Origin of the sequence: Trichodesmium erythraeum IMS101, from assembly GCF_000014265.1 — a bacterium.
In the GTDB taxonomy this organism is placed as follows: Bacteria; Cyanobacteriota; Cyanobacteriia; order Cyanobacteriales; family Microcoleaceae; genus Trichodesmium; species Trichodesmium erythraeum.
Map to the genome: position 1 here is coordinate 6,131,489 of NC_008312.1, position 23,970 is coordinate 6,155,458.

A 23,970-nucleotide genomic window follows, 5' to 3' on the forward strand; every position below is an offset into this window, starting at 1 on the left:
AACAGTCAAGTTCAGCTCTTTTGCCGCCAATCAGATATAACCTTTTCCAAATACCAAATCCGAGCTCTACCCGGATATTTTTCCTCAACTTTTGCAATCAACCTTTCTGCGATTTCCCAATGCCCGCCAACCATTCTTAACAACTTTTGTTCCAATTGCTCATACTTAGTATCCTCATTAATATTCTGACTTTGAATAGGAACAGATGTCTGAATTTTCTTCAAATTATCCAAAGTTTTTTGATAATTATTCCAGTCTTCAGCATCCCCAAATAATTGAGCAGCATTCTGATAGTTATCTATAGCTTTTTTGATATCTTCTAAACAAGAATAAACAATACCCCGGTTATAAAAAGCCTTAGCTTCATTAGAATTAATTTGTAATGCTTGATCATAATCTTTAATTGCCTCTTGGTAAGCACCAATATCCCGATAAACATTCCCTCTATTCACATAAATAACTGAATTATTTGGTTCAATATTTAAAGCCGCATTACAATCAGCGATCGCTCCTTTAAAATCACCTATTTGACCACGAACAATACCCCGATATTGATAAGCTAAAACACTTTGATTATTAAGTTGCAAAGCCTCATTAAAATCTGACATTGCCCCAAAATCATCCCCTTGTTTATAACGAATAATACCTCGAAAACAATAAGCTTCATAATCATATTTATCAACTTTTAATGCCCAGTTTAAATCCGCCATTACCCCCTGGACATTCCCTTTTTCAAACCTGCTCAAAATTTCATTTAAAAAAGTCTTACTATCACCTTTTTTCCACTGAAAATTACCATCATTTTTTACAGAAGCAGGAACAAAATTTTGTAACTTTTTAATACTATCCAAACATTGCCGACAATTCACAGCATCCTTCTGTTCTAAATACAACTCTGCACCCCGTTTCAAACTAGCAATTGCATCTGCTTGATTACCTTGTTTATCATAAGCATTACCCAATAACTTATATGCCGGAGCATACTTATCATCAATCCCAATTATCTGATGAGCATCCATAATAGTCCCAGCAATATTTCCTACTATTAACCTAGCAATACCACGACCAAAATAAGCATTAATATAATTAGAATTAATTGCCAAAGCCTCAGTATAATCTGCAATAGCTTCTTCCCAATTTCCTAAATCAAACTCTGCCAAACCTCTGCGATAATAAGCTTCAGCAAAACTAGGATTAATTTCTATAACTCGACTCAAATCTTGAATTGCTCCTTCATAGTCTCCAGCACAAGATTTTGCTACAGCCTGACTATATATTTCCTGTTCCATTTTTTTCTATTAAAGGTAAATTTAAATAAAAGTTTAACTAATTTCACTATCCCATTGTATGGCAGCTATCTGCTATTTGCCAAACAACCTTCCCTTATTCCTTGCCCCTTTTATTATGCCCCTTCTCTTATTCTGTAGGCGATCGCCACTTAAACTTATCTATCAAATAGTGGGAAAACTTTTAAATTAATAAACCATTATCCAGGAAGCAATACTAAGCCATCACCAGAAAACCTACCGACCTCTGTATAAACTTTTTCTATTAATTCTCAGATTAATATGCTTTGAGTTTCTGAGCCAAAAACTCAGTATTCAGGAAAACCAAAATCTTGATATTTAACTATTTTAATAATCTAATATTTATCTCTTTGTAAATATCCAAAAAAAGCAATTTTAACAACCTAATAAAAGAAGAAAAATAGACAACAAAACACTATTTTTTTGTCAGAAATTTTGAATTTGTTATTCTCTGATAATAGTCAAATTCGGATAGTAATTTTTAGGTTTACCTCTCACCTTTAATTCCAAAATTTTGTAATATTTATTTTTACTTATAAGCTTCATAGTTATGCATGGCTTTTAATCACTAGTTTTATATACTATATTTTGACCTGCACAATGTAAGATATAAATATCAGATAGGCTTTTTAAACTATAAAGCCGCAAAAAAAATTCCTAGGAACAAGAATCAAATATGATCCACAAACCTTGGCGCTTAAGCATTGCACAGAAATGCTCCTGTACAGAAAATCTAGAAGTTAATAAATTCTGATTCCTAAACTAAACTGTATTGGTTTAAAATATAGTTTATACAGCTATATTGAATCTAATTGTAACTTAATTTTATACACAAATGATGCTACCGGAGGGGAAATAAACCTTTAAAGACATTTGCTGATGCTTAGAAACTTTTTGTATAGCCATGCCTTTCCATTTTACTGATTAACCAACAAAATTAACGTCCTTACCTTTCAAACAAAAGTTTGGGCTACATTCGAGCTTAAAAGTTGTGTAAGTCCAGCCATTAGTAAACCTGAGTACAAAAAAAAATAACTACATTAGGTCTAACTAATCTTCCTCAATATACTCTGCTATATGAGGTAATTCTCCCATTTTAGCAGTAAGTAACTGGGGACCAGCAACCACAATTTTTGTTGCACCTTCCTCCACAAGCTCAAACAAAAACTTATCTATTAACGGTCTTTCTATTATTTCCTGAGATTCTAATTCTACATCCTTTTCTTTTGCCTTACGTTTCACCCGTTTCAAAACATCACCAGCTAAAGCGCGATAACCTTCCAACATTGAGCTTTGTAATTTATGCAAAGGATTAGATCCCAACCAACCACTCTGCCCCAACTCACCAATAATATCATGAATTGAGTTATTATTAATAAAAAATACAACCCTCAAATTACCTTGATGTTCTTGTGTTGCTGAAACTGCTTTCCACATTGCTTTATCATAAGCGTAAGGATTTGCAATTACTAACCAGATACTCATATTTTACACTCCCCACCCAAATAAAGGCCAATAAAATTTCGCCATTGCCAAGAAGATCAAAGTTCCCACTAATTTTAGCAATAAGCCGCGCTTAAAAGCTTCAGCAGGCGACACATAACCACTACCCATAATAATAGCCATTACCGGAGTACTGACTGGTAAAAGAAAAGCTAAACCCGATGGTAGAGTAATACCCAACGTCATTGCCCTTGGGTCTATTCCATATTTAGCAGCCAAAGCAAGTCCCACTGGCATCAAAACAGCTACTGCAGCAGCATTACTCATTCCCTCCGTCAAAAAAGTAATAATTAAAACCATTGCCACAAAACAAACAAAACCAGAATTTATCCATGACCCCAACAAATTTTCTGCCAATGCTTGTGCTGCCCCCGTATCCCTTAAAACTGCACTTAGAGCAATAGCACTACCATACATCAAAAAAATACCCCAGTTAACATCCTCTTCTACCTCTTGCCAAGTTGCCAAACCACAAACGAAGCTACACATAACCCCAAAGAAAGCTATTGTATCCAGTCCCCAAGCTTTTCCCTTAAAAACCCATAATAAAACTATTCCCGTCACTAACGCTAATGTACCAATTTCCCTAGATGAAATTGTCCCAAGACTTTGCGATCTAACTTCAAGAAACTTTCGGGCACTAGATAAAGAAACTACTATACCTTTACCTATTTGTAATAGCACAAGATAAGCCACTATTAACATCAGCACAACTAAGGGAACAGACCAAAGAAACCACTCCACAAAAGTGATATCATATTCTCCTTTTGTTGTGCTGCGAAGTACTCCTAATGCTAGAGGAGCTCTTGCGCCCCCCAGTAAAGTAGCGATACCACCAATACCGCAACCCCACCCCAAAGCCAAAAATGCTGCTAGACCAAAACGTCCACCAGACTTTGCACCTGCTGCTTGAACCACTTCTATGACCACTGGGAATAACATAGCTGTGACAGCATAGGAACTAATTACAAAAGACATCAAAGCTGAAAGAATTAAGATAGAGGCAATTAGAGTATTTTGGCTATTACCAAAACGGGAAACTACTGTGAGAGCCAGACGAGTGCTAAGTCCTGAACGTTGAATAGGGCTGGCTAGAATAAATGCTCCCAATACAAAGAATACTGCTTTATTGCCAAAATAGGCGTATGTGTCCGTAGCAGACATACTGCCACTTAGGGGAATTAAAAATAGTACCATCAAGCCTGTAACTGCTACTGGTAGAGTATTAGTTGCCCAGAGGAAGGCTGTGACTCCAAACACCGCTAAAGCTCCTTTTGCTTCTTTTTCGACTCCTGCCATTGGAAACAGAAGAATACCTAAATAAATTAGTGCTGCGGCTACAAACCAAAGCCAACGGTACTGAGGTTGACGAGATATGCGTAACCAAGTACGAAGATATTTGATATTTTCCATTGTATATGTATGAATAATTTTTGACGTAGAGATTTGATTATACTTTTTATAAAACTAGAGAACAGAAAAGAGGAAATGAAAAAATAAAAATCAAATTTTTCTTTCAAACTTTTACTCAAAGATTCAGATCATCTTTTGAGTTGACAACTACTTTGATCACTGATTTAGTATTTACATCTGAGAAAATTAGATTTTAATTATTATAAGCTAAGTATTAAATTTATCACATAAAACCTTTTTTTGTCAATCTATATAAATAGACTTTTCCAGAAAAGGTTCTCAAACCCTTATACTACTCTTTCCCAATTGATACTTTTGCCAAAGGTCTAATAGAGCCAGGACTTAAGTACCCAAACAATAAACTTGATTTATTGCCCTAGTTATTGTTTTTTTACTCTAGTTAATTAACCAATAAATATCCTGGATAAATCCTGTCTCTGCCGAAGTATTAATAACTTTAAATCTTTTTTTATCAGGATTTAAATTTTGTTTTTCAGAGGATGAATGTGAATGGAAAATAACAATCAAACTGGTGTAACAGTATGGTTTACTGGTTTAAGCTGTGCGGGCAAAACAACTCTCAGTTTTGCTATTGCAGAAGAATTGCAATCGCTCAATTACACAGTAGAAATTCTTGATAGTACTATTGTACGTCAAAACATTGGTAAAAGCTTGGGTTTTAATAAAGCTGATCGAGATGAAAATATCCGCAGAATTAGCTTTTTAGCCCATCTTTTAACTCGTAATCGTGTGATTGTTTTAGTATCTGCTATTTCTCCTTATAATCAAATTCGTTGTGAGGCTAAAAAACGCATTGGTAACTTTATTGAAGTATATGTTAATGCACCTCTAGAAATTTGTGAAGCCAGAGATAAAAAAGGACTTTACCAACTTGCTAGAGCTAAAAAAATTAAAGAATTTACTGGTATTGACTTACCATATGAAGCACCACTTAATCCTGACGTTGAATGTCGCACTGACTTAGAAACAGTCGCAGAAAGTAAAGAAAAAGTTATCCTAAAAATGGTAAATTTAGGTTATTTAAAACCTCGGAATTTTTCCCATAGTAGTGCTTATTTTTTCGATATTTAGAAGTTAAATTATATCCGGAATATTTCATTTCATAATACCAGAGTAGGGGGTTGCCCCTACCAGATTTTAGTTATGACATTGTTTTGAGTTTTTATTCTCTAAAATAGTTAAAAATTAATCCGATAAATTTGAATCAAGTATTCTGATACAATTTAATTCTTAATCTTTTTAATTCTGTCTCCAATAGCTGATTTTGAGATTTTAATAACCCCAATTCTGCTTGAGAATCATATAGCCTACTTCGTAACTTTTCTAATTCTGACTCAACAGTTTGAAGCTGAGGTTTTAAAACATTCAGTTCATCCTGAGACTCCATTGCTATAGGTCGCAGTTTTACTAATTCCTCCTCAAATTGTAAGAGTTGATATTTTAATCTTTCTATCTCATATTCTTCTGGATTAATTTCTATTTTATCTTGATTATAAACATGATTAACTACTTCTCCTGTAATTATATTCTTAACTTCCTTGAAATGAACTCTACATAAAAATGGGTCAGATAGCAAAGGAATATAATACATACAATCAGAAAAATAATAATGTGTCACCTGACTATATCTAGTCCTATTTTTATCTAAAACTGGACTACCTCCATGAAGTAAATTTGCTGCCCAAATTAAAGCTTGACCTTTCTTAACATAAAGTTCTACTTTTTTTAAACCATTGTATTCAATTAATGACTGTAAAAACTCTTCATATACAGGATAAATATCATAAGGTTTATTCTGATAACTACCTGTAATTCCTAAATCATTTAAATCAAAAATTGGTAATTTATGACTCCCAGGATAATAATGCAGCGGACCATTATTAGCATCTATATCTTCCAAAGCCACCCAAACTCCACACATAAATCTAGCTGGAACTGAACTAAAATGTATGCTATCACTATGAGTAGATTGTTCAGTACCAAACCTGAAATTTAGAGTTTGAAAAGGGATTGGTTCTCGCTGATAAAGTATTTTTAATAGATTAATAATATGGGGAGCCGTAGCAATTTTTTTAACATCTTGATTAAAAGTCCAAGCATCTTGAATTCTATCATTATAAATCCAAGCTGATTTTACTTTCCCTTTTTCTCCATATATGGGAGTTAAATCTTTAACTATGCGATCTACAATTTCTGAAATATTTTCTATACCTAAGTCATCTATAATTACATATCCTTGTTCTGCAAATTGTTTGACAATTTCTCTAGTATAATTGTCTAAATTTAACTGATTGAAAATTTGTTCAAAAAAAGGAGAATCTACCCAAGGCAAATTCATTTCAGGAATAGTCATTTTTCTATATTTTGTTTAGCTCAATTATTTATTAATAATAGAACGTCAGCAGCAAGCTATCAATAGAGTTATTGTTAAATAGAGATAAAAAATAACTTCAACCTAGACATAGCAATAATTTCAAATTTTTTCCTTATCAATAACTACAATCTTTACAGAACAAACTTTTTAGTTATGTTTTAAGTAATAAAGCGACAAGTATAATAATTAACTTACAGTATATTCCACGCGTTATCAAGTAGAAATATTAACAATCAAACTTTTGTAGTGCTAGCATCATGCTAGGGACAGCATTACCTCAAGTTTAATCAAATGTTTTGTATTCTCAGATATGCTTTAACAGAGAAATAAAAGTTAAATTACTAATCTTAGCTATGCCAAAATCAGGCTTGTTCTATCACCCAAACCCTTACTTAGCAAAACCTATCACTCAAAAAAAAAAGAAGAACCTCTCACACTTGGCGTATTTAATATTATATCATGTTCGAGTCATCAGTAATCAAAAAAAAATTCTGGTGATCAGTGCTAACTCTATCCTACTGCTGATATCCACAAAACCTCCTGCCTTAACTCCTCCAAAACGTAAGTATATAATATTGATCAAATCCCCTGGCAATAGAAGCATTAGAAGAAACCGGGTTTATAGGAGAATGCTAGTCAGTATGGTAGGAAATCTAATACAAACCCCGTTTCTGTTTCAGTATTTTTAGGCTCTAGCTTCAGCTATCGGTACTGATAACTAATAACTGAAATAACTATTCTTCAATTTGCCATAAGTCTTTAATAAGCTCTTCATCAAGAATCTTTTTAGGTCTTAAGATTAACAAAGCTCGTCCAAGCAACGGTACATTAGGCTCCTCATCAAACCACTGCATGATTATTTTACCCCCTTGGTCTACAATAAAATAACCATCTTTATTCCATTGACGTTGACTTCTATCTATAATCAATAAAACTTCCTCAGTAGCACCTGGTATAGGAGTAGGCAAGCGATCGCTATTTTCAATTATCGCCACTGGATCAACCGCATGGATGACAACTTGCCATCCAGGTATCGCTACCCAAGCACCTGCTCCACCAGAAAATTTAACCATTCTAAATGGTTCGACTTCTTCCACAAGAGGTACTGCCTTAAAATCTTCTGTCTTCAGCGGTAATTTTCCGATCACAGGTAAAATGCGAGGTAAATCTTCTTCTAACTCTAGTCGATAAACTGGCAGACGGGGAGCAGGTCTTTGAGAAACAACAGTAAAATCAGTTAATAGTTCTTCAAGCTGTTTTCTAGCTGTTTGAGAATCCACCAATTTTAGACCTTTAGCAATCAGACGAGACCTATGTTGTAGCTCGCTTTGTTGCCTAGCTTGTTTCCAACATTGATACCCTACTATATCTCCAGGAGAATCAGAAAATCCTTCTGGTATTGTTTTCATCTGAGCAAAATCTTTGATCGCTTTTACTACATCTTTGACATCATCAACATCAAGATCGTGAGCAACTATAAACTCACTTGCAATGATTCTTTGTTCCTGACTTAAAACCCTCAACTCGTAAAGAATATCACTACCTGTTCTCTCAAAGCGTGATAAAATATCAGCTTTGCTTAGTTTGAGAACATTTTTTTTAATGTCAGCATTGACAAGACTTGCATATACTTGAGACCCGACTATCACCTGATTTTGGTGTATCGGTTCAAACCCTGTTTCCTCAAAAATGTTCTGAGAAGTATATCCAGCTTTTTGTAGAGCAGCACAAGCGTTTCCCCATTCTACCCAACTACCTTCTTTGCGACGCAGCAAACCAATTAAGTTTTCTGGATCTACTAGATTTGTTAATTGTTGTTCCTGGTTAGGTGAGTTTTGTGGTGTTTCAGTCATAATTTAGAATGTTTTGTTTACAAATGAATATACTTTTGACAAAAAAAATCAGGTTAATAGCTTTCCCTATTTAAGGGGATGAGAAAAATCAACTTCAGTATTTCAAGTCTCTGGCTTCAAAAGTCGGTACTGATAACTGATAACTGGTATGACCATACTACCAAAATTTTAGTTCCAGATCATAACCAAGCAATTTTAAATGTTCTCAGAAATATATATACAAAAATCAGCTAACTTTTATAATTTAGGAGTCAAAATTCAGCCATAAGAAATAGGAACAAGAGAAGATCGCCTTGCCCTTATCAATAGAATTTTCACCAGTTCCTTTTTTGACAACTGGTAAATCATTTTCTGAGGTTAGCAGTGGCCGTAGCTGACCCATATCCTTACTTTCACTATAGTTTGATTTTCTAGTCATTGAAGTGAATATTCCCATAAGTTAGAGGCTTATGATCACCGAAGTATTCACAGAGTAAGTGCGACAGCTACATCGCTCTCACTTGAATTTTTACATTCAAGACTTAAGTAAAAACCCGGTTGTCAAACATACAGCAGATTTCTGGCCAATTATCTAAAGGGTAAATGGTGAAAATTATGTAGTGGGAGTATCTTGCCCTATAGCTGGACCTGATAACAACAGAAAGCGCTATAAAATTTCAACCAATTAAGGCCATCAACTCTTGGTTTCTTGTAGTAGTACGTTATTTCTGATAATTACAGAACTTACTGCTAATGTGTCAGGTACACACTTAGGGTGTAAAATCTGCCAATACAATAGCTTTACTATTCACTCCTTCTAATTATGATATCTGCTCCAATCCTCCATCTCACTAACTTTATCTTACAGTTTTAAGCAATCGGAATACGAGATTTATACCATAGTCTTATTCTGCTATAGTAATATGAAATATATTAATTTTTACTACCAAATATTGATGGGAAGATAGGTAAACAGTGTGGGAATTACTATATAGTAGTCCGTCCATTAGTTGTGACAAAATTCTATACTAAAAAAGTTTGGGAAAGTCTAATATTTGACCAGAACGCAAAAAAAATTCAAATAACTTAAGTAAGTCGGTGTTGACATTGGTTGCTATGTAACAAAATTTAAATTGAACTCAAATCAACTCTTTAGAGGAGCTTGAAGTCAGTATACAAATCTTAATATAGCTAATTTTTTTCATTCCTACCTACTTATCTATAGATGGAGTAACATCTTTCCATCAATTATAGGAATTTATTTGATGTATCTATCCATTAACTTAGAGCAGTTTTGACCACTATTTTCTCAGGATTAATAGTTAGAATATCATTGTTTTTCAAACAAAATTACAAAAGAAAAATTAGCTAATGAATTACCTGTTATAGTAATTAAAACTATATCTATTAAATCATAAGTAAAATCCTTAGCCAACTCTAGTATATTTTAGGTATCATTTCCCTATTTTTATTTATATATCATTCCCCCATTTTTTAAGTCTATTTATATTAGTATTTATCAGGAAAATTTATTTTTATATTTGATAATTTTTCAAGTTTTTCCCTTTTTATAAAATTTATAAAAATTGATTTATTAATATTTATTAATGATAAAACTAATATTCAGTAGCGATCGCTGCTAGAGATTATACTAAATTGTACAGTATAATTTTGGGGGCAGCACTGCTGGCTGAAGTATTTACAAATTTCAGCTCAAAGTGCACTCAAGAATTGGTTGACAAAATATAATGTATAAAGTTAGCAAAATATACTGTTATAGTTAGTCTAAACTCCAGTAGTTAATGTGGCCTATAATAATTTTCGGCTTAATTAATAAAGATAAATGGCTGGAAATAGTACTTAATAGGTAGATAATTATTTAAAAGTATATCTTTGTTCCTAATTTATAAATAGAATTTATATTATGTTACTTTAAAGATACGATTTAAGGGGTTTGTTTGAATGGAAGTAATTCCTCAACAGTTAGATAGTATTAGAAATCAACTGATGAGCCTAACCAGAAAAAAGAAACCATTAATGCTGGTAGTAGATGATGAACCAGATAATTTGGACTTACTATACCGGGCTTTTCGACGAGATTTTAATGTTCTCAAAGCTGAAAGCGGGATCAAGGCCTTAGAAATTTTAGCTTTAGAGGGAGAGGTGGCAATTATTATATCCGATCAACGAATGCCAGAAATGAAAGGTACAGAGTTTTTAAGTAAAACTTTGCCCCAGTTTCCTAATACAATTAGAATTATTCTGACCGGATTTACTGATGTTGAAGACTTAGTAGAGGCCATAAACTATGGACAGGTATATAAATATATTACTAAGCCTTGGGATCCAAATGAACTCAAGAAAGTTGTACAAAAGGCTGCACAAACTTATCAAGTTTTAAATCAACGTACTGAATATCTGGAAAAGTATCAAACTCAATTGCATTTATTGAACACTGTTGTCCATATTTCTCAGAAATCTGAGAGCATTGAAGAAGCTTTGGCAGAAATTTCATCCATCTATAATGAAACTTTTTCTACAGATGTATGTATTTTACAATTGGTTGAGAATAATAGTTTAAGCTCAATTCAAGGATTTAGTAGTAGAGTTGGCCAGGTGGATAACTGGTTGACTAACGATCCCCTGGCAATTGAAGCGATCACTTCTGGGAATGTACAATCAGTGATAAATGTTTCAGAAAATACTAAGCTTTCTGATGTTGTACATTATCAGGCTTTAGGAATAGAGACTCATCTTGTCATTCCAATTTTCCACCGCCAAAAACTTCTAGCGTTAATGTCACTGCAATGGCAAAAAAACAATACACTAGACCCAGAAGAACTGAGTACAATTAATATCTCAGCTCAATTACTAGCATTGAGTTTGAATAACTTTAAATAGCTTGAAACTAGGAAATTTTGACTTAATTTTATGACTGATGATTCCATAGAAGTTAAAGCTATATTTAACAAGATAGCTCCAGTCTATGACCAACTGAATGATTTATTAAGTCTGGGAATACATAAAGTCTGGAAACAAATGGCTGTAAGATGGAGTGAGCCTGACTATGGCTCTACTTGTCTAGATTTATGTTGTGGTAGTGGCGATTTAGCTTATATGCTGGCCAAGCATGTAGGAAATACAGGTCACGTCTTTGGAGTCGATTTTTCTCGGGAGCAGTTAGCGATCGCTCGCAACCGCGAACCCCCTCTATTGAATAAAATTAGTCCTATTCATTGGGTTGAAGCTAACGCTTTAAGTCTACCTTTTCCTCATAATTATTTCGATTGTGCTACAATGGGATATGGCCTGCGTAATGTATCCAATATTCCCCTTTGTTTGCAAGAGTTATATCGGGTCTTAAAGCCTAATGCTAAGGCAGCAATTCTAGATATGCATTGTCCCAGTAGTTCGACTATACGATGGTTTCAAAAGTGGTATCTAGATACAGTTGTAGTTCCTGTGGCTAGTAATTTGGGTTTAACTAAGGAATATGCTTATATTAGTCCTAGTTTAACCAAATTTCTCACAGGTAAAGACCAGGTAGCTCTGGCATATAAATTAGGATTTGTCAATGCTAAACATTACCCCATTATTGGGGGTATGATGGGAATATTAGTAATTACAAAATAATTTATCCTAAATTGTAGCAAAGAATAGACAGCGCTTTACAACTTTGCTCTTAGGTAATTAAAATTGTCTAATATCTGGCTTTATTTTGTACCACCAATTGCAGGTGGAATTATTGGCTATTTCACTAATGATATAGCCATAAAAATGTTATTTCGTCCTTATCGTCCTTATTATATTTTTAGGCGAAAGCTACCCTTTACTCCAGGATTAATTCCTGCTAACCAAGAACGTTTAGCAAAACGGGTTGCTGATACCATCATGGGATCTTTGTTAACTCCATCAGAGTTACAAAACTTAGCACGTCGTTTATTACAAACTGAACGGATGGAAGCAGCTATTCTGTGGCTGCTGCAAATGTCTTTAGACCAATTAAAGCTCAATACAGATACCAAGAGTACCAAAATTTTGGCAAATATTCTACGGGATTTATTGGGTCAATCTTTGCCACGACTTCTTAAAGTCTGGGCGAAGAGAGAATATTTTTTAGAAGCTCAAATAAACCAAATTTTTGACCAGATTTTGCTAGAGTTTCAACTAACTGAAATACAAGCAGCCCAACTATCAGATTGGCTGCTTAAAGTAGTTGTGCCACCAGATGTATTAAGAAAGACTTTAATTGATTTTCTCACAGATCAAAATATTTCCATTATTGATGAAGGTTTTCGAGAAAAAGCTAGTGGTACTTATTGGGTAGTAGCTAATTTGTTTGGGCTGCGTAATACTTTAACTAGGTTAAGGACTTTTTGTTTAGATGAGAGAGATTTAACTAATCAACGCTTAATGGAATTAATTACTGCATTGGCTGTTAAAGAAAGAATTACTGAATGGTTACACAGTCTTTCAATGCAAAATTTACCTGTTTCTACAGTACGCGAGTTAAGAAACACAATGCAGAATAGTGTACGTTTATATCTACAAGAAAATGGTACTGATTTGATTCAAGCTTTAAGTTTATCTGTTGCATGGGAACATATTGCAGATTTAATCATTAATCGTTTACAGGCTTCATCAATAATGAATAGTTCTCTGGAGTTAGTAAGTCGAGAACTAGCGTTAATTTTAGAACGTTACTTGGAGCGAGATTTAGAAAATATAGTCGCTCTGGCAATTCCTATTTTAAATATAGATCAAGTGATTATTGATCGTATCAAGGGTACTTCTGCTGAAGAATTGGAAGTTGCTGTTAATGTAATTGTTAAAAATGAGTTGCAAGCTATTGTTAATTTGGGTGGAGTTTTAGGTGTTGTTGTTGGCTCGTTTCAGACGATTTTGTTAGTACTACAAAGGTGAGGTTAACTTAGAATGAAATGAAGGATGAATGCAAAAAAACCTTCTACAATAAAGAAGTCATAAGGGAGTATTGAGGGACTGAAATCCCATTTTCAACTCTGGGTTATTTCAGTTATCAATTAGCTGAAACCAAAACCTTAAAATACTGAAAAAAATTTTACTCTCTGAGCTGCAACTATTGAAAATATTAATAAGTCTGTTTCTTAACACTATGCCAACTTCAAACTTAAACAACTCTCATCCTCAAACTAAACTTAATCCAGAAAAATATGCTCGCCTTAAAGCTGAACTAGATGCTCCTTATCGAGGATTACGAAAATTTATCTATGTGGCTTTTGCCATTTCGGGTTTTATTGGAGCTTTTATCTATTTAGCCCAAATTATTGCTGGCAACAATATCGGTTCTGCTTTTCCTAACTTTGCTTTACAAGTAGGAGTCATGGTCTTGATGATTTGGTTATTTCGTTTGGAGTAATAATAATTCTTTTGTATTAAAGCTAACTTTTTGTCAAACTTCAGTTATTAAATAATAACTAATATAAAAAAAATCACTTTTTTACTCTCTTGAGCTAAGTTAATGTTAATCATTATTATGTTTATTTCTTCTCTACTAATATACTTACCTACTTTTCTACTCAATAAAATGTAGACAAGTTTTTGATAAATACTATAACAGGCTAAGACTTTTCTTCTAGTGTCTAATTGTCAAAATTAGTAATAGTATTTTTAAGTTAAGCATCTTTGACTTCACATTTTTTTTCTGAATAAAAAAGCCTAGGGCTTGGGTTTCTCAAGTTATAAATCTGTGAACTTCTCAATTACTTACTTAATGGCCATTAAAATATAACTATTAGCAGTATTTTATAAATATATTTACTTTTACAATTAGACACTAGTATAGTAATACGCAAATAGGTTAAAAAATTTATCAATGCTCAAAGTTAGTTAGAGACTACTTCTGAGTTCTGACTTGCCTATAGCGCTATAAGTCATGATTCCTCTTATATTTCAAGTAATAAAAGTTTATATTTGGTAACAAGGATATATACTTGGCCATAAAAATATAGAAAAATAAAGAAAATATTATGAAACTAGAGATTCCTGTAATTTTATTGTCAAATAGTAAGTATAAATAAATTGAGGTCAGCTAATATAAAGACCTTAAACTTTAATTGGGGTTAACTAATATAAAAACCCTAAATATAAAAAGTCAGTTTTTAAACACGAAATGAAATGCCTAGATCATATTTATGGGACTAGGCATTTTGTGTTTTACAATTCTATTGTTGATGTACGAGTTTAATTCTAGTGTCAGGCACACTAGAAGCGGGTAAGATGCCCGCACAAAAGGGATTTGAATGTTAATATTTATTCCTTACATATTTATGCCTTACATACTTTGGAATTTGCTCTTTATAATTATGCCAAAATTAAAAAATAAATTAACAAAACTTTAACATAGCTTACTTTTTTTTAATAAGCTAGTGTTTCCAGAGTTTCTCGTAAATATAAACTAACTTGTCTATCTAACAGTATATTTTGCTGATCATTACTATTAACTTTATGTTCTAATTGCCATCTCTTAAAGCCCGAAGTTAAAGCTATCGCTTGCTTCAAACTATCCCAAACTTCAATTGAAGTAACATTAATATTACTCATAACATTTACCTGATTTACGGAAGGACACTCTGAGAAATTGCTGATATTTCAACTTTTTCTTTAATTTAAAGATAGCTCACTAACCACAAACCAAGCATTTATATCATATTATATTGTCACCAAACCTTGACTTTATTAGATAATAAAACTACTCTAGTCTTTCCGAATTCTGTCCAATACTAACTATTTTAGGTAGACAGTTTCCGACGCTTAGTTACCATTTGATAGGCCTCAATTATATCACCTTCACTCCAATTATTAAAGTTGTCGAAACTAACACCACATTCATAACCTGCATTCACTTCTTTAACATCATCCTTCATACGTCTAAGGGAGTCCAATATACCTTGATATACAATTTCTCCATTGCGACGTACTCGTACTTTGCAATTACGGACAACTTTACCAGATAGCACATAGCAACCAGCAACAGCACCACGGTTAATTGTAAATACAGCACGGACTTCTACTTGACCTAATGGTTCTTCTATAAGTTCAGGATCTAACAAACCTTCCATTGCCCCTTGGATATCATCCAAGAGTTTATAGATAACATTATATTCACGCACATCAACTCCAGCCGCATCTGCTGCCTGACGTGCTCCTGATGCCATGGTCGTATTAAAGCCAATAATTACAGCTTCACTAGCTGCTGCTAAGTCAATATCTGTCTCTGTCACTTCTCCAGCTCCAGATAACAGTAACCTTAGTTGAACTTCTTTTTGAGGTAGTTGTCGTAGAGCTGCAACAATAGCCTCTATTGAACCTTGAACATCCCCTTTTAGTATCAAGTTAAGTTCCTTGAGCTCTCCTTCCTGTGCACGAACTGAAACAGCACCCAAACTAGTTCTACGCATTATCCGAGATTCTCTTTTCGCATCTGCTCTTTCTGTCGTAATAGCTGAAGCTTCTTTTTCATTCTTAAACACTTTAAACTCATCACCAGCCTGAGGCACATCTCTAAGACCCAAAACTTCTACAGCAAAGGATGGACTAGCCTTGTCTACTCGATAGCCTCGATCATCAATCATGGCCCGCACTTTTCCATAGACTGAGCCTGCAACTATAATATCTCCTACTTTTAAAGTCCCATTTTGTACTAATAAAGTAGCTACTGGGCCTCTAGCTTTATCCAAATTAGCCTCAATCACTGTACCTTTAGCTAAACGCTCTGGATTAGCTTGTAAATCTTCTACCTCCGACACCAGTAAAATCATTTCCAGTAAGGTATCCAAATTTTGTTTCTGGATAGCACTAACTGGGACCATAATTGCATCTCCACCCCACTCTTCAGGTACTAGACCATGTTCCATCAATTCTTGTTTAACACGATCTGGGTTAGCTTCTTCCTTATCAATTTTGTTAATTGCTACTATCAGTGGTACTTCTGCTGCTTTAGCATGGCTAATAGCTTCTATAGTTTGTGGTTGTACCCCATCATCCGCAGCAACAACCAAAACAGCAACATCTGTAACTCTTGCACCCCTAGCCCTCATTGCAGTAAAAGCTTCGTGACCAGGAGTATCTAAAAATACAACTTGCTGCATTTGGCCTTCATGTTCCACGTCAACATGGTAAGCTCCTATATGCTGAGTAATACCACCTGCTTCCCCGGCTGCTACTTTAGTTGCACGAATTGAGTCTAAAAGACTGGTTTTTCCATGATCGACGTGTCCCATAATTGTTACGACTGGAGGACGACGTTGAAGACTTGCCAAGTCTGTCTCCTCAAGTATTTCAGTTGTTTTCTTAGCTGCTGATTGCTCTTCTGGGACTTCTATTGGAATTCCTTCTTCTTTTACCACCATTTCTATGGTAGGAATATCTAAGCTTTCAGTAATATTAACTGCTATACCCTTCATAAACAGTCTTCTGATAATTTCTGTTTCTGGTATTGCTAAAGCCAATGCTAATTCCTGAACTGTCATAGAGGCACTTATCACTAACTTTTCTACGGGTTTTAGTTCTGCAGATTGAGTTTGTTCATTACTTTCAGACTGGACGGACTCATGGGATTGACTAGATTTCTTTTTAAGATTAGAAATATTACTACCAGGCTGGGGTTTATTTTTTTCAGTAAAACTTTTTGGCTTTGCCGGACGAGCTAAAGATAAACTCATTGTTACTGGTGCAGGTTTATTCAAAAGTTCTGCTAATTCTTCATCTTCATCTTCTAGCAATGGTTTTAGACGAAGACGTTTATTCTTTGCACTAGATTTAGCATTTTTCTGAATAACTTCGCTAGTATCTTCTTCTTCTTCTTCCCACTTTGAAACTTTCTTATCTTTCGTTAAAGTCGGCTTACTTGGAGCTATAGTTTTTCGCCTTGGTTTTTCTAAATCATAACTTACAGTTTCTGCTACATTATCTTCAGGCTCTTTCCCTTCTAAATCTAAACCTAAGTTAACGTCTGTTGATTCTTCTTTCAAAGGTGTTGTTAGTTTAGGTTTTGGTGCAAGTTGAGGTTTTTGTTCTTGTTTGAGTTTAACTGTCGGCTTCTCTCTATGTTTTGGCTTGAGTTGAGAAGAAGTGTCAGAAGCAGATGTTTTTACACTTTCTCTATTTTGGAAAGTATCTTTATTTTCTTTTTTAGATGCAATAGTAGGCTTTTCAATGGAAGTATCTTTATTTTCTTTTTTAGATACAATAGCAGGTTTTTCAAAAGGTTTTTCTTCCTTATCCTTTCTTTTCTTACCTTCTTGCTTTGGTTTTTTATTTTTTTGATTCGGCTTGTTAACACCAGTATTTCGTAAATTTCGATTCAAGCTAGGAGGTGCTGGTCTTGCAGGAGGAGCTACTAACTTAGGCACTTCTACTTTGGACTTTTCATTACTATCTGTTTTCTGAGGAACATAATTTTCCTTAACAGTATTGTCTTTATTTAATGGTCTATTGGGATGTTGCACTAGAGAATTATCGCCTACTTCTGAGTTATCTTTTAGTGTCTCTGACTTTAAAGATGAGTTTGGTCTTGATATACCAACTCGTTCAACTTGATTATTTAAGACTGAGGTATTTGGAGGAGTTGTCACTAAATTATTGTTTATTTTGCTGTGATTTTTTTGTTGAGATTTTTCTAATAATGGTTTAGGTTTACGTACTTCTAGTATCTGCTGTTTTTTCTGTTCGTTATAACCAATACCTGAATCTTGATTTTGAGAGTTACTTTTTTCTGGAGCAGCAGATAGACTAGGAGAGTGGGGTAAGTTTTCTGCTGTAGTGCGAATTAGTTCTGCTTCTGATTCTGTAATAGTGCTACTATGACTCTTCACTGATATGTTGAGCCTTTGACAAACTGCCAATATATCTTTGTTTTCCAAATTTAATTCCTTTGATAATTCGTAAATTCTTACTTTTCCATTGTTCATCCACTCTACCCTCTCTTTAAAAAATTTATTTTTACATTGTCATAATATTGATTTTAAGATTACACTACAATCATACTAGATTTATGTTCAGTTGTGTTGCCGAAAAGGTTTTTTTCAGTTTTTACTCTAGCACTTTCACATTCAGATGGAATAATTCCTAGTTGATGTCCTTACCGGAGAAATTTCTAAGAAGCCGAAGCTTCTCTGTCAACTATTTAATATTTCACAGGGTCCCTTACATCATCCATCCTTTTTGTTGCCCTCCCAGAGGCAGAGTCTATTTATCGTCTTGTTACTAGAGAAAAATCTAAAAAGGGTAAAAATCCCGTATCAAGCCAAAGTTACTCAACATAAAGTATAAGATTACAAACATCTTCTGACCATTTCAGAAATAGCCCTGCCTCAAGGAAATGGTACAGTGTGAGATAACACTTTTCTCCACATCTTCTTTTATCTTCGTTTCGCTTTTACCCCATAAAACTCGACATGAGAAGGAAATATCCTCTGCAAGGGATAGCTTGTCGGAACAATATATGATCTGCCCAAGGAGCGACCAATGTATCTATGGCTACATTTATATCACAGTCCTGTTTAGTCCCACAGTTGCGAACAAAACTATATCTTTAACTAAAAAGTCTAACTTTCCTCCTGGAAATTCACAACACCAGGAAGCTTGAGATTTGGGTTCCCTTCTATATAATTACTTTAAAATCACAACTATCTGTTTCCGCTTTTCCTTATATAAATTCTCGTATAAGTCGCTAGACTAGATCCTACGGTACTCAAAAGAATTTATGGCCTTTTTGTGCTCAATTCTATAACAACTCTTGTCATTGGCGGTGCCACACTGCTTTTTGATCATTTCATAATTCAAATCCTCTCAAACAATTTTTTGGAAGTTGGCTGAATTTCAGTATATAATTTATACAGAAAATATTAAGTATGTATTTCAATTTGGCCATATTTTTTAGTAAATAGTAGTACTTTTTTACAGGATTTTGACCCTCTACTTTTCTCAAGATGTTCAGTATTTCAACTAAAACATTCGATTCCTACTGTCAAAGGAAATAGGCAGCAGACAATAGGAAATATAAAGTCTAAATTAGTCTAATCTTAACATAAAGCTATAGTAGAGGTAGAATCTCATTCTAGACAACGCCTTTCCAAACAAATATTTCTGCACCTAAGAATTTAGCTGTCAGCCATCAGCTTATTTATGATGCTTAAATCTAGCTTTAGTGACTAAGTAGGTAGGCATAAAAAACCTAGCTATATTAATATCTATGTACTGACTTCAAGCTCCTCTATACAGTTTATTTGAGGTTAATTTACATTCTGTTAGATAACGACAAATTTCAACACTGACCTACTTGGACTGTAGTTTTCGATCATAAACTTTCTAATCTTTGCCATAATGATTGATATATTTCTGGTGATACATAAGCTTTTAGTGAACGACCCAACTTATTTTTTTTATGAGCAATTTTCAAACATTCTATTTGTCCACAACAAATGTAAGCTGAACGACCTTCTCCTTGATCTAATTTAATAGTATCAGATTTCTTGCTCCGAACAACTCGCCAAAATTCCTCTTTAGGAGCCAGTTTTTTGCAACTAACACATCTACGGTAATTGGGTTTCATTTTAACTCCCTTTGTAACTAATTTTTTCAGTCAATTATGAGCGCCCTTTCTGTGGGAATTTATTGGAATAACGATTGTAAGCTTTAACTTTCAGCCATCTCAAAGCTCTTAACTGTCTCCCAATAAATATAGTTAATATTGTACCTATTCCTTTATAACTTGCACTATTAAAAGTAAGTTGTTTTTAGAAAAACTTTCTACTTTTAGATATTCATATTTTTTCAATTCATAATCAGTTAATCTAAAATTATAGTTTTTTCTACTTGATGAAGTAACTATATTCATAATTATAGTATAGTAGAGAATAGGGAGCCTACTAGATGAATTGGAGAAATAGGAAATAATCCCCAAATATTTACTTTGTGAATTATACCGAATCTGCTGTAATTTACAAATTCAGACCCAGAGAAGTTGCTATTAAATAGTAAAGTTGTTCTTAATTAAGAAAATCTTCTCTGAGTAATAAATGTTAATTATTTCATCAAATGCGAGGAGATAAAATTAATTAGATTAATTGTAATTTGAATTAAAAAGAATCATCTGGTTCATTAAAATTTTTGTCGAAAGTATTTTCTATTACTTCTAATTCTGATTCCTCAATTTTATTTTCTTCTTGTTCAGCTAACGCTTGACGATGAGAGACTTCAGCCGCAACTTTGCTATCTTCTTCAGCATGGTCATATCTATTTGTGTCCTTAATATCAATTTTCCACCCTGTCAAACGAGCAGCTAAACGCACATTTTGTCCTTCCTTGCCGATAGCCAAACTAAGTTGGTCTTCAGACACCAAAATATGAGACCTCCTTTCCTCTGGATCAATTAAACGAACTTCATCTACTCTAGCTGGACTAAGAGAATTAGCTATATATATAGAAGGGTCTGGAGACCAGCGAATTACATCTATTTTTTCACCTCTCAACTCATTCACAACTACCTGAATTCTTGAGCCCCTTGCACCAATGCAAGCTCCCACTGGATCTACATCCCTTTCTAAAGTATCAACTGCTATTTTAGTTCTGGGACCAACATGCCGAGATGGGGGATTTGCCTCTCTAGCAACTGCCACAATTCTTACGACTTCATCTTCAATTTCTGGGACTTCATTTTCAAATAAATAAACCACTAAGCCGGCATCAGCTCTAGACACAAGTAATTGAGGCCCACGAGTTGACCCTTCACAAACTCGCTTCAAATAGACTTTAAAAGTAGCATTAGCACGGTAGTTATCATTAGGTAGTTGTTCTTTTTTAGGCAGTTCAGCTTCTACTTCTAGTCTACCAAATCCACTACTTACAGCTAAGATAACTGACTGTTTTTCAAATCTCAAAACTCTGGCTTGGAGAACTTCTCCTTCTAAATCTTGAAATTCTTCTTGAATCATTTTTCGTTGTTGATCTCGTAGCTTTTGAGCTAATACTTGTTTAGTCTGTATAGCAGCCATGCGACCAAATTCATTTTTTTCGGGTGTCACATCCAAGAATACTGTATCATTTAACTGAGCTTCTGAGGCTACTTCTAAAACTTCTTGGAGAGCTATATGATGATCTGGATTTGTTACTTCTTCAACAATAGTTTTTGTAGCTAATACTCGATAACCTTCTTCTTCAATATCCAGTTCTATTTCAAAATTTTCGAAGTAATCATCTGTGAAGTTGACTCCATCTACACGTTGAGTTCGTCTGTAGCGTTCATATCCTTTTAATAGAGCTTCTCGTAAAGCAGTCTGAACTGCTTGTTTTGGTAAATTACGTTCTTTACTAATATTTCCGATTAACTCTTTAAGTCCAGGCAAACTAACCATTGACATATTTTTTTATCCTCTAAATTGTTATGAATTATTGTTATTGAGGCTAATTTATTTAAATCTTGGTGATATTAGGGCATTAATAATCTGGGTTACTCTAGATATTTTTTTATTTTTTTAAAAGCTAGATGTTGAAAATAGAAAAAACAAAGATAAATATGAAGTACTGGTTTTGAATTTGTATTTAGTTGAAACTCATACATTTTCAGGAGACTACTAGGATCTTGATTGTCCTTTCCAGTCAAATCCTAATTATTGATTCTCAATTTGTAAGTCCTACAAATTATCAAATAAAAAAGCATCACCATAATATTTGCTGCTTAAACATTTTCGATTTTCTGCAAGGTATGCAAAGTGCAAAGAGAGTATAGCAAAATATTATTTGTTAAAAAAACTGAGTAAAATCATTGGCCTTATAAAATTTGGATTCTTAGTCCAAATTCAAACATCCCCTTTCACACTCTGAAAAATCTAAATACTGAGTATTGACAAACAAATCAGGTCAATAGCCTCCCGTTGAATACTATGCTTTATCAACATTTTTCTTAAGAAAATACTTGACAAAATAAATTATGTGTCAAGTATTTTTAGAATCAAAGGTGTATTATGTGGAAAAATACATTTTTTTGAAATTTAAGTAGTTTTGCCCAATTACTATCTCTTTCGCCCTTATTCCCCAGTCCCCTTATTCTCACAAGGTTTTCATCAGTTCCTGATCAGGGATAGCCTTGGATAGGGGATTAAAAAAATTAACTTTATTATTTCAGGCTTATGGAGGGCTAGCTCAGTACCGATAACTGATAACTGATAACTGATAACTGAAATAGCCGTTTTTTTTTATTTTTACCTTCCTTCTTGTAGTTCAACGGTATTAATGAGAGAACGTGGAATACTTGCTTGTCGACCTTTTTGGTTAATGTAAACAGCTGTTTGATCGCGACTAACCAGTTGTCCTATCCAGTAATTTTTACCTTTATAGGGTTCGCTTGTATTCACAGCTACATTAAAGCCTTTAAAGGCAATGAAATCTCGGTCATTATCCAAAAACTTAGAAATACCAGGACTAGATATTTCTAACAGATATGGTTCAGGAATTATATTTGCTGCATCTAGTTGTTCTCCTATGGCATTACTCATTCGTTCACAGTCATCTAAACCTGTGTCTTGATGAGGGTGTCTAATGTCCAATCTGAGAATTGGTGGATGCTGGTTTGTATGAAATACTGCTCCTACTAATTCTAATCCTAGAGATTTAGCAATAGGAGTAGCAAATTTAATGATTTGTGGTACTAATGGATGACTCATGACAAATGCAATAAAAAAAGTGGGCTTTACCCACTCCCCATTGACAATTGTTAACACTTTAATTAACCTCTAATATTGTATATCTTTTTGGTTTTATGTTGACATTTTTGCTTTGTAAAATTGAAAAAATTTGATAATTAAGTTAAGTTTCTAATTCTTAAGAGATTTTTTAGTTATTTTTTTAAATATATCTGTTATTGCATTTTTTAATTAATTAGTGGAAGTTGTTGGCCACTAAGTCATTAAATAAATATAAATGGCCATTAAGAGTCAACAAATGAGGATAACCTCGACTTGTGAATAACTCTTATTACCTTGTAGGCGAGATTTATATTTTAAGGTATATCAAGGTAAAAAGTAATAAATCCCTTTATGACAGCGACTGGAATTATTTGACCAATAGTATAAAAATCAGGGGAAAATTCTTACTCGGTATTTCTTCTATAATTCTTATTTATCTGTACTCTCCAAAAAGACTTTTTCAAGAAAACCTAGATCATTAAATACTTATATTATGATCACTTTTGGTAACAAGCAAGATTCTTTTGTTCTCTGGTTATGATAGTTTTAATTTCCCTCACTATAGATATTATATGACGGTTTTTATAATTAGTAGATAAAAACAGTAGCAACTTTCTATTAAATATCAATACAGGGTTTTGGTTGTCATTTGAACTTGTTACATACAATGCTAAAAACTGCACTTCAGTACAGGTAAATAAAAGGGTAAAATACTTGAGGATAAGAAAAATCTTTGATGAGAAGTAGATATTTAAGAAGGTTTTCTACAGTACTATACCAACAAATATAATATTAAT

16 protein-coding genes are annotated in these 23,970 nt (G+C 33.7%); 5 read left to right on the forward strand and 11 right to left on the reverse strand.

Annotation, left to right across the window (positions count from 1 at the left end):
* Positions 1 to 11 precede the first annotated feature (11 nt).
* From TERY_RS19065 to TERY_RS19075, 3 genes are all read right to left on the reverse strand, one after another.
* Positions 12 to 1,289, reverse strand: a complete 1,278-nt coding sequence (locus TERY_RS19065; protein ID WP_011613320.1) for a tetratricopeptide repeat protein — start codon at positions 1,287 to 1,289, stop codon at positions 12 to 14.
* A gap of 1,068 nt (positions 1,290 to 2,357) precedes the next feature.
* On the reverse strand, positions 2,358 to 2,792 hold the full coding sequence (locus TERY_RS19070; RefSeq protein ID WP_011613321.1) for a hypothetical protein: 435 nt from the start codon (positions 2,790 to 2,792) through the stop codon (positions 2,358 to 2,360).
* Positions 2,793 to 2,795: 3 nt separating this feature from the next.
* Positions 2,796 to 4,223: a DASS family sodium-coupled anion symporter gene (locus TERY_RS19075; protein ID WP_011613322.1), complete on the reverse strand. Its 1,428-nt coding sequence runs from the start codon at positions 4,221 to 4,223 to the stop codon at positions 2,796 to 2,798.
* Positions 4,224 to 4,733: 510 nt separating this feature from the next.
* On the opposite strand from TERY_RS19075, the gene cysC reads away from it, so the two are divergent.
* Positions 4,734 to 5,315, forward strand: coding sequence for an adenylyl-sulfate kinase (gene cysC, locus TERY_RS19080; protein ID WP_011613323.1), 582 nt, complete (start codon positions 4,734 to 4,736; stop codon positions 5,313 to 5,315).
* Positions 5,316 to 5,448: 133 nt separating this feature from the next.
* On the opposite strand, the gene TERY_RS19085 is transcribed toward cysC, so the two are convergent.
* The 3 genes from TERY_RS19085 to TERY_RS19095 all read right to left on the reverse strand — a co-directional run bounded on the left by TERY_RS19085 (position 5,449) and on the right by TERY_RS19095 (position 8,889).
* Entirely contained in the window at positions 5,449 to 6,597 is a 1,149-nt protein-coding gene (locus TERY_RS19085; RefSeq protein WP_011613324.1) for a phytanoyl-CoA dioxygenase family protein, read from the reverse strand.
* Positions 6,598 to 7,352: 755 nt separating this feature from the next.
* Entirely contained in the window at positions 7,353 to 8,471 is a 1,119-nt protein-coding gene (locus TERY_RS19090) for a RuBisCO accumulation factor 1 (RefSeq protein ID WP_011613325.1), read from the reverse strand.
* A gap of 244 nt (positions 8,472 to 8,715) precedes the next feature.
* Positions 8,716 to 8,889 carry a hypothetical protein gene (locus TERY_RS19095; RefSeq protein ID WP_155994499.1) on the reverse strand — a complete coding sequence of 58 codons (174 nt, stop codon included), beginning with the start codon at positions 8,887 to 8,889 and terminating at the stop codon, positions 8,716 to 8,718.
* A gap of 1,523 nt (positions 8,890 to 10,412) precedes the next feature.
* On the opposite strand from TERY_RS19095, the gene TERY_RS19100 reads away from it, so the two are divergent.
* The 4 genes from TERY_RS19100 to TERY_RS19115 all read left to right on the forward strand — a co-directional run bounded on the left by TERY_RS19100 (position 10,413) and on the right by TERY_RS19115 (position 13,848).
* On the forward strand, positions 10,413 to 11,351 hold the full coding sequence (locus TERY_RS19100) for a response regulator (RefSeq protein ID WP_011613326.1): 939 nt from the start codon (positions 10,413 to 10,415) through the stop codon (positions 11,349 to 11,351).
* A gap of 30 nt (positions 11,352 to 11,381) precedes the next feature.
* The gene (gene ubiE, locus TERY_RS19105; RefSeq protein WP_011613327.1) at positions 11,382 to 12,083 is read left to right on the forward strand and encodes a bifunctional demethylmenaquinone methyltransferase/2-methoxy-6-polyprenyl-1,4-benzoquinol methylase UbiE; all 702 of its coding nucleotides are present in this window, start codon (positions 11,382 to 11,384) and stop codon (positions 12,081 to 12,083) included.
* A gap of 63 nt (positions 12,084 to 12,146) precedes the next feature.
* Entirely contained in the window at positions 12,147 to 13,373 is a 1,227-nt protein-coding gene (locus TERY_RS19110) for a DUF445 domain-containing protein (protein WP_011613328.1), read from the forward strand.
* A 211-nt stretch (positions 13,374 to 13,584) separates the two neighbouring features.
* Positions 13,585 to 13,848, forward strand: a complete 264-nt coding sequence (locus tag TERY_RS19115; protein ID WP_011613329.1) for a photosystem II assembly family protein — start codon at positions 13,585 to 13,587, stop codon at positions 13,846 to 13,848.
* 998 nt (positions 13,849 to 14,846) lie between these two features.
* On the opposite strand, the gene TERY_RS19120 is transcribed toward TERY_RS19115, so the two are convergent.
* The 5 genes from TERY_RS19120 to rimP all read right to left on the reverse strand — a co-directional run bounded on the left by TERY_RS19120 (position 14,847) and on the right by rimP (position 23,152).
* The gene (locus TERY_RS19120) at positions 14,847 to 15,032 is read right to left on the reverse strand and encodes a hypothetical protein (RefSeq protein WP_011613330.1); all 186 of its coding nucleotides are present in this window, start codon (positions 15,030 to 15,032) and stop codon (positions 14,847 to 14,849) included.
* Positions 15,033 to 15,220: 188 nt separating this feature from the next.
* Positions 15,221 to 18,400 carry a translation initiation factor IF-2 gene (infB, locus tag TERY_RS19125; RefSeq protein WP_011613331.1) on the reverse strand — a complete coding sequence of 1,060 codons (3,180 nt, stop codon included), beginning with the start codon at positions 18,398 to 18,400 and terminating at the stop codon, positions 15,221 to 15,223.
* Positions 18,401 to 19,788: 1,388 nt separating this feature from the next.
* On the reverse strand, positions 19,789 to 20,043 hold the full coding sequence (locus TERY_RS19130; RefSeq protein WP_011613332.1) for a DUF448 domain-containing protein: 255 nt from the start codon (positions 20,041 to 20,043) through the stop codon (positions 19,789 to 19,791).
* A 526-nt stretch (positions 20,044 to 20,569) separates the two neighbouring features.
* Positions 20,570 to 21,850: a transcription termination factor NusA gene (gene nusA / locus TERY_RS19135; protein WP_011613333.1), complete on the reverse strand. Its 1,281-nt coding sequence runs from the start codon at positions 21,848 to 21,850 to the stop codon at positions 20,570 to 20,572.
* Between the two features lie 840 nt (positions 21,851 to 22,690).
* Positions 22,691 to 23,152: a ribosome maturation factor RimP gene (gene rimP, locus TERY_RS19140; RefSeq protein WP_044137827.1), complete on the reverse strand. Its 462-nt coding sequence runs from the start codon at positions 23,150 to 23,152 to the stop codon at positions 22,691 to 22,693.
* Positions 23,153 to 23,970: the final 818 nt, after the last annotated feature.

Coding starts and splice junctions, on each gene's coding strand:
- TERY_RS19065 (WP_011613320.1), bottom strand. CDS start 1,289: ATGGAACAGGAAATATATAGTCAGGCTGTAGCAAAATCTTGTGCTGGA.
- TERY_RS19070 (WP_011613321.1), bottom strand. CDS start 2,792: ATGAGTATCTGGTTAGTAATTGCAAATCCTTACGCTTATGATAAAGCA.
- TERY_RS19075 (WP_011613322.1), bottom strand. CDS start 4,223: ATGGAAAATATCAAATATCTTCGTACTTGGTTACGCATATCTCGTCAA.
- cysC (WP_011613323.1), top strand. CDS start 4,734: ATGGAAAATAACAATCAAACTGGTGTAACAGTATGGTTTACTGGTTTA.
- TERY_RS19085 (WP_011613324.1), bottom strand. CDS start 6,597: ATGACTATTCCTGAAATGAATTTGCCTTGGGTAGATTCTCCTTTTTTT.
- TERY_RS19090 (WP_011613325.1), bottom strand. CDS start 8,471: ATGACTGAAACACCACAAAACTCACCTAACCAGGAACAACAATTAACA.
- TERY_RS19095 (WP_155994499.1), bottom strand. CDS start 8,889: ATGACTAGAAAATCAAACTATAGTGAAAGTAAGGATATGGGTCAGCTA.
- TERY_RS19100 (WP_011613326.1), top strand. CDS start 10,413: ATGGAAGTAATTCCTCAACAGTTAGATAGTATTAGAAATCAACTGATG.
- ubiE (WP_011613327.1), top strand. CDS start 11,382: ATGACTGATGATTCCATAGAAGTTAAAGCTATATTTAACAAGATAGCT.
- TERY_RS19115 (WP_011613329.1), top strand. CDS start 13,585: ATGCCAACTTCAAACTTAAACAACTCTCATCCTCAAACTAAACTTAAT.
- TERY_RS19120 (WP_011613330.1), bottom strand. CDS start 15,032: ATGAGTAATATTAATGTTACTTCAATTGAAGTTTGGGATAGTTTGAAG.
- infB (WP_011613331.1), bottom strand. CDS start 18,400: ATGAACAATGGAAAAGTAAGAATTTACGAATTATCAAAGGAATTAAAT.
- TERY_RS19130 (WP_011613332.1), bottom strand. CDS start 20,043: ATGAAACCCAATTACCGTAGATGTGTTAGTTGCAAAAAACTGGCTCCT.
- nusA (WP_011613333.1), bottom strand. CDS start 21,850: ATGTCAATGGTTAGTTTGCCTGGACTTAAAGAGTTAATCGGAAATATT.
- rimP (WP_044137827.1), bottom strand. CDS start 23,152: ATGAGTCATCCATTAGTACCACAAATCATTAAATTTGCTACTCCTATT.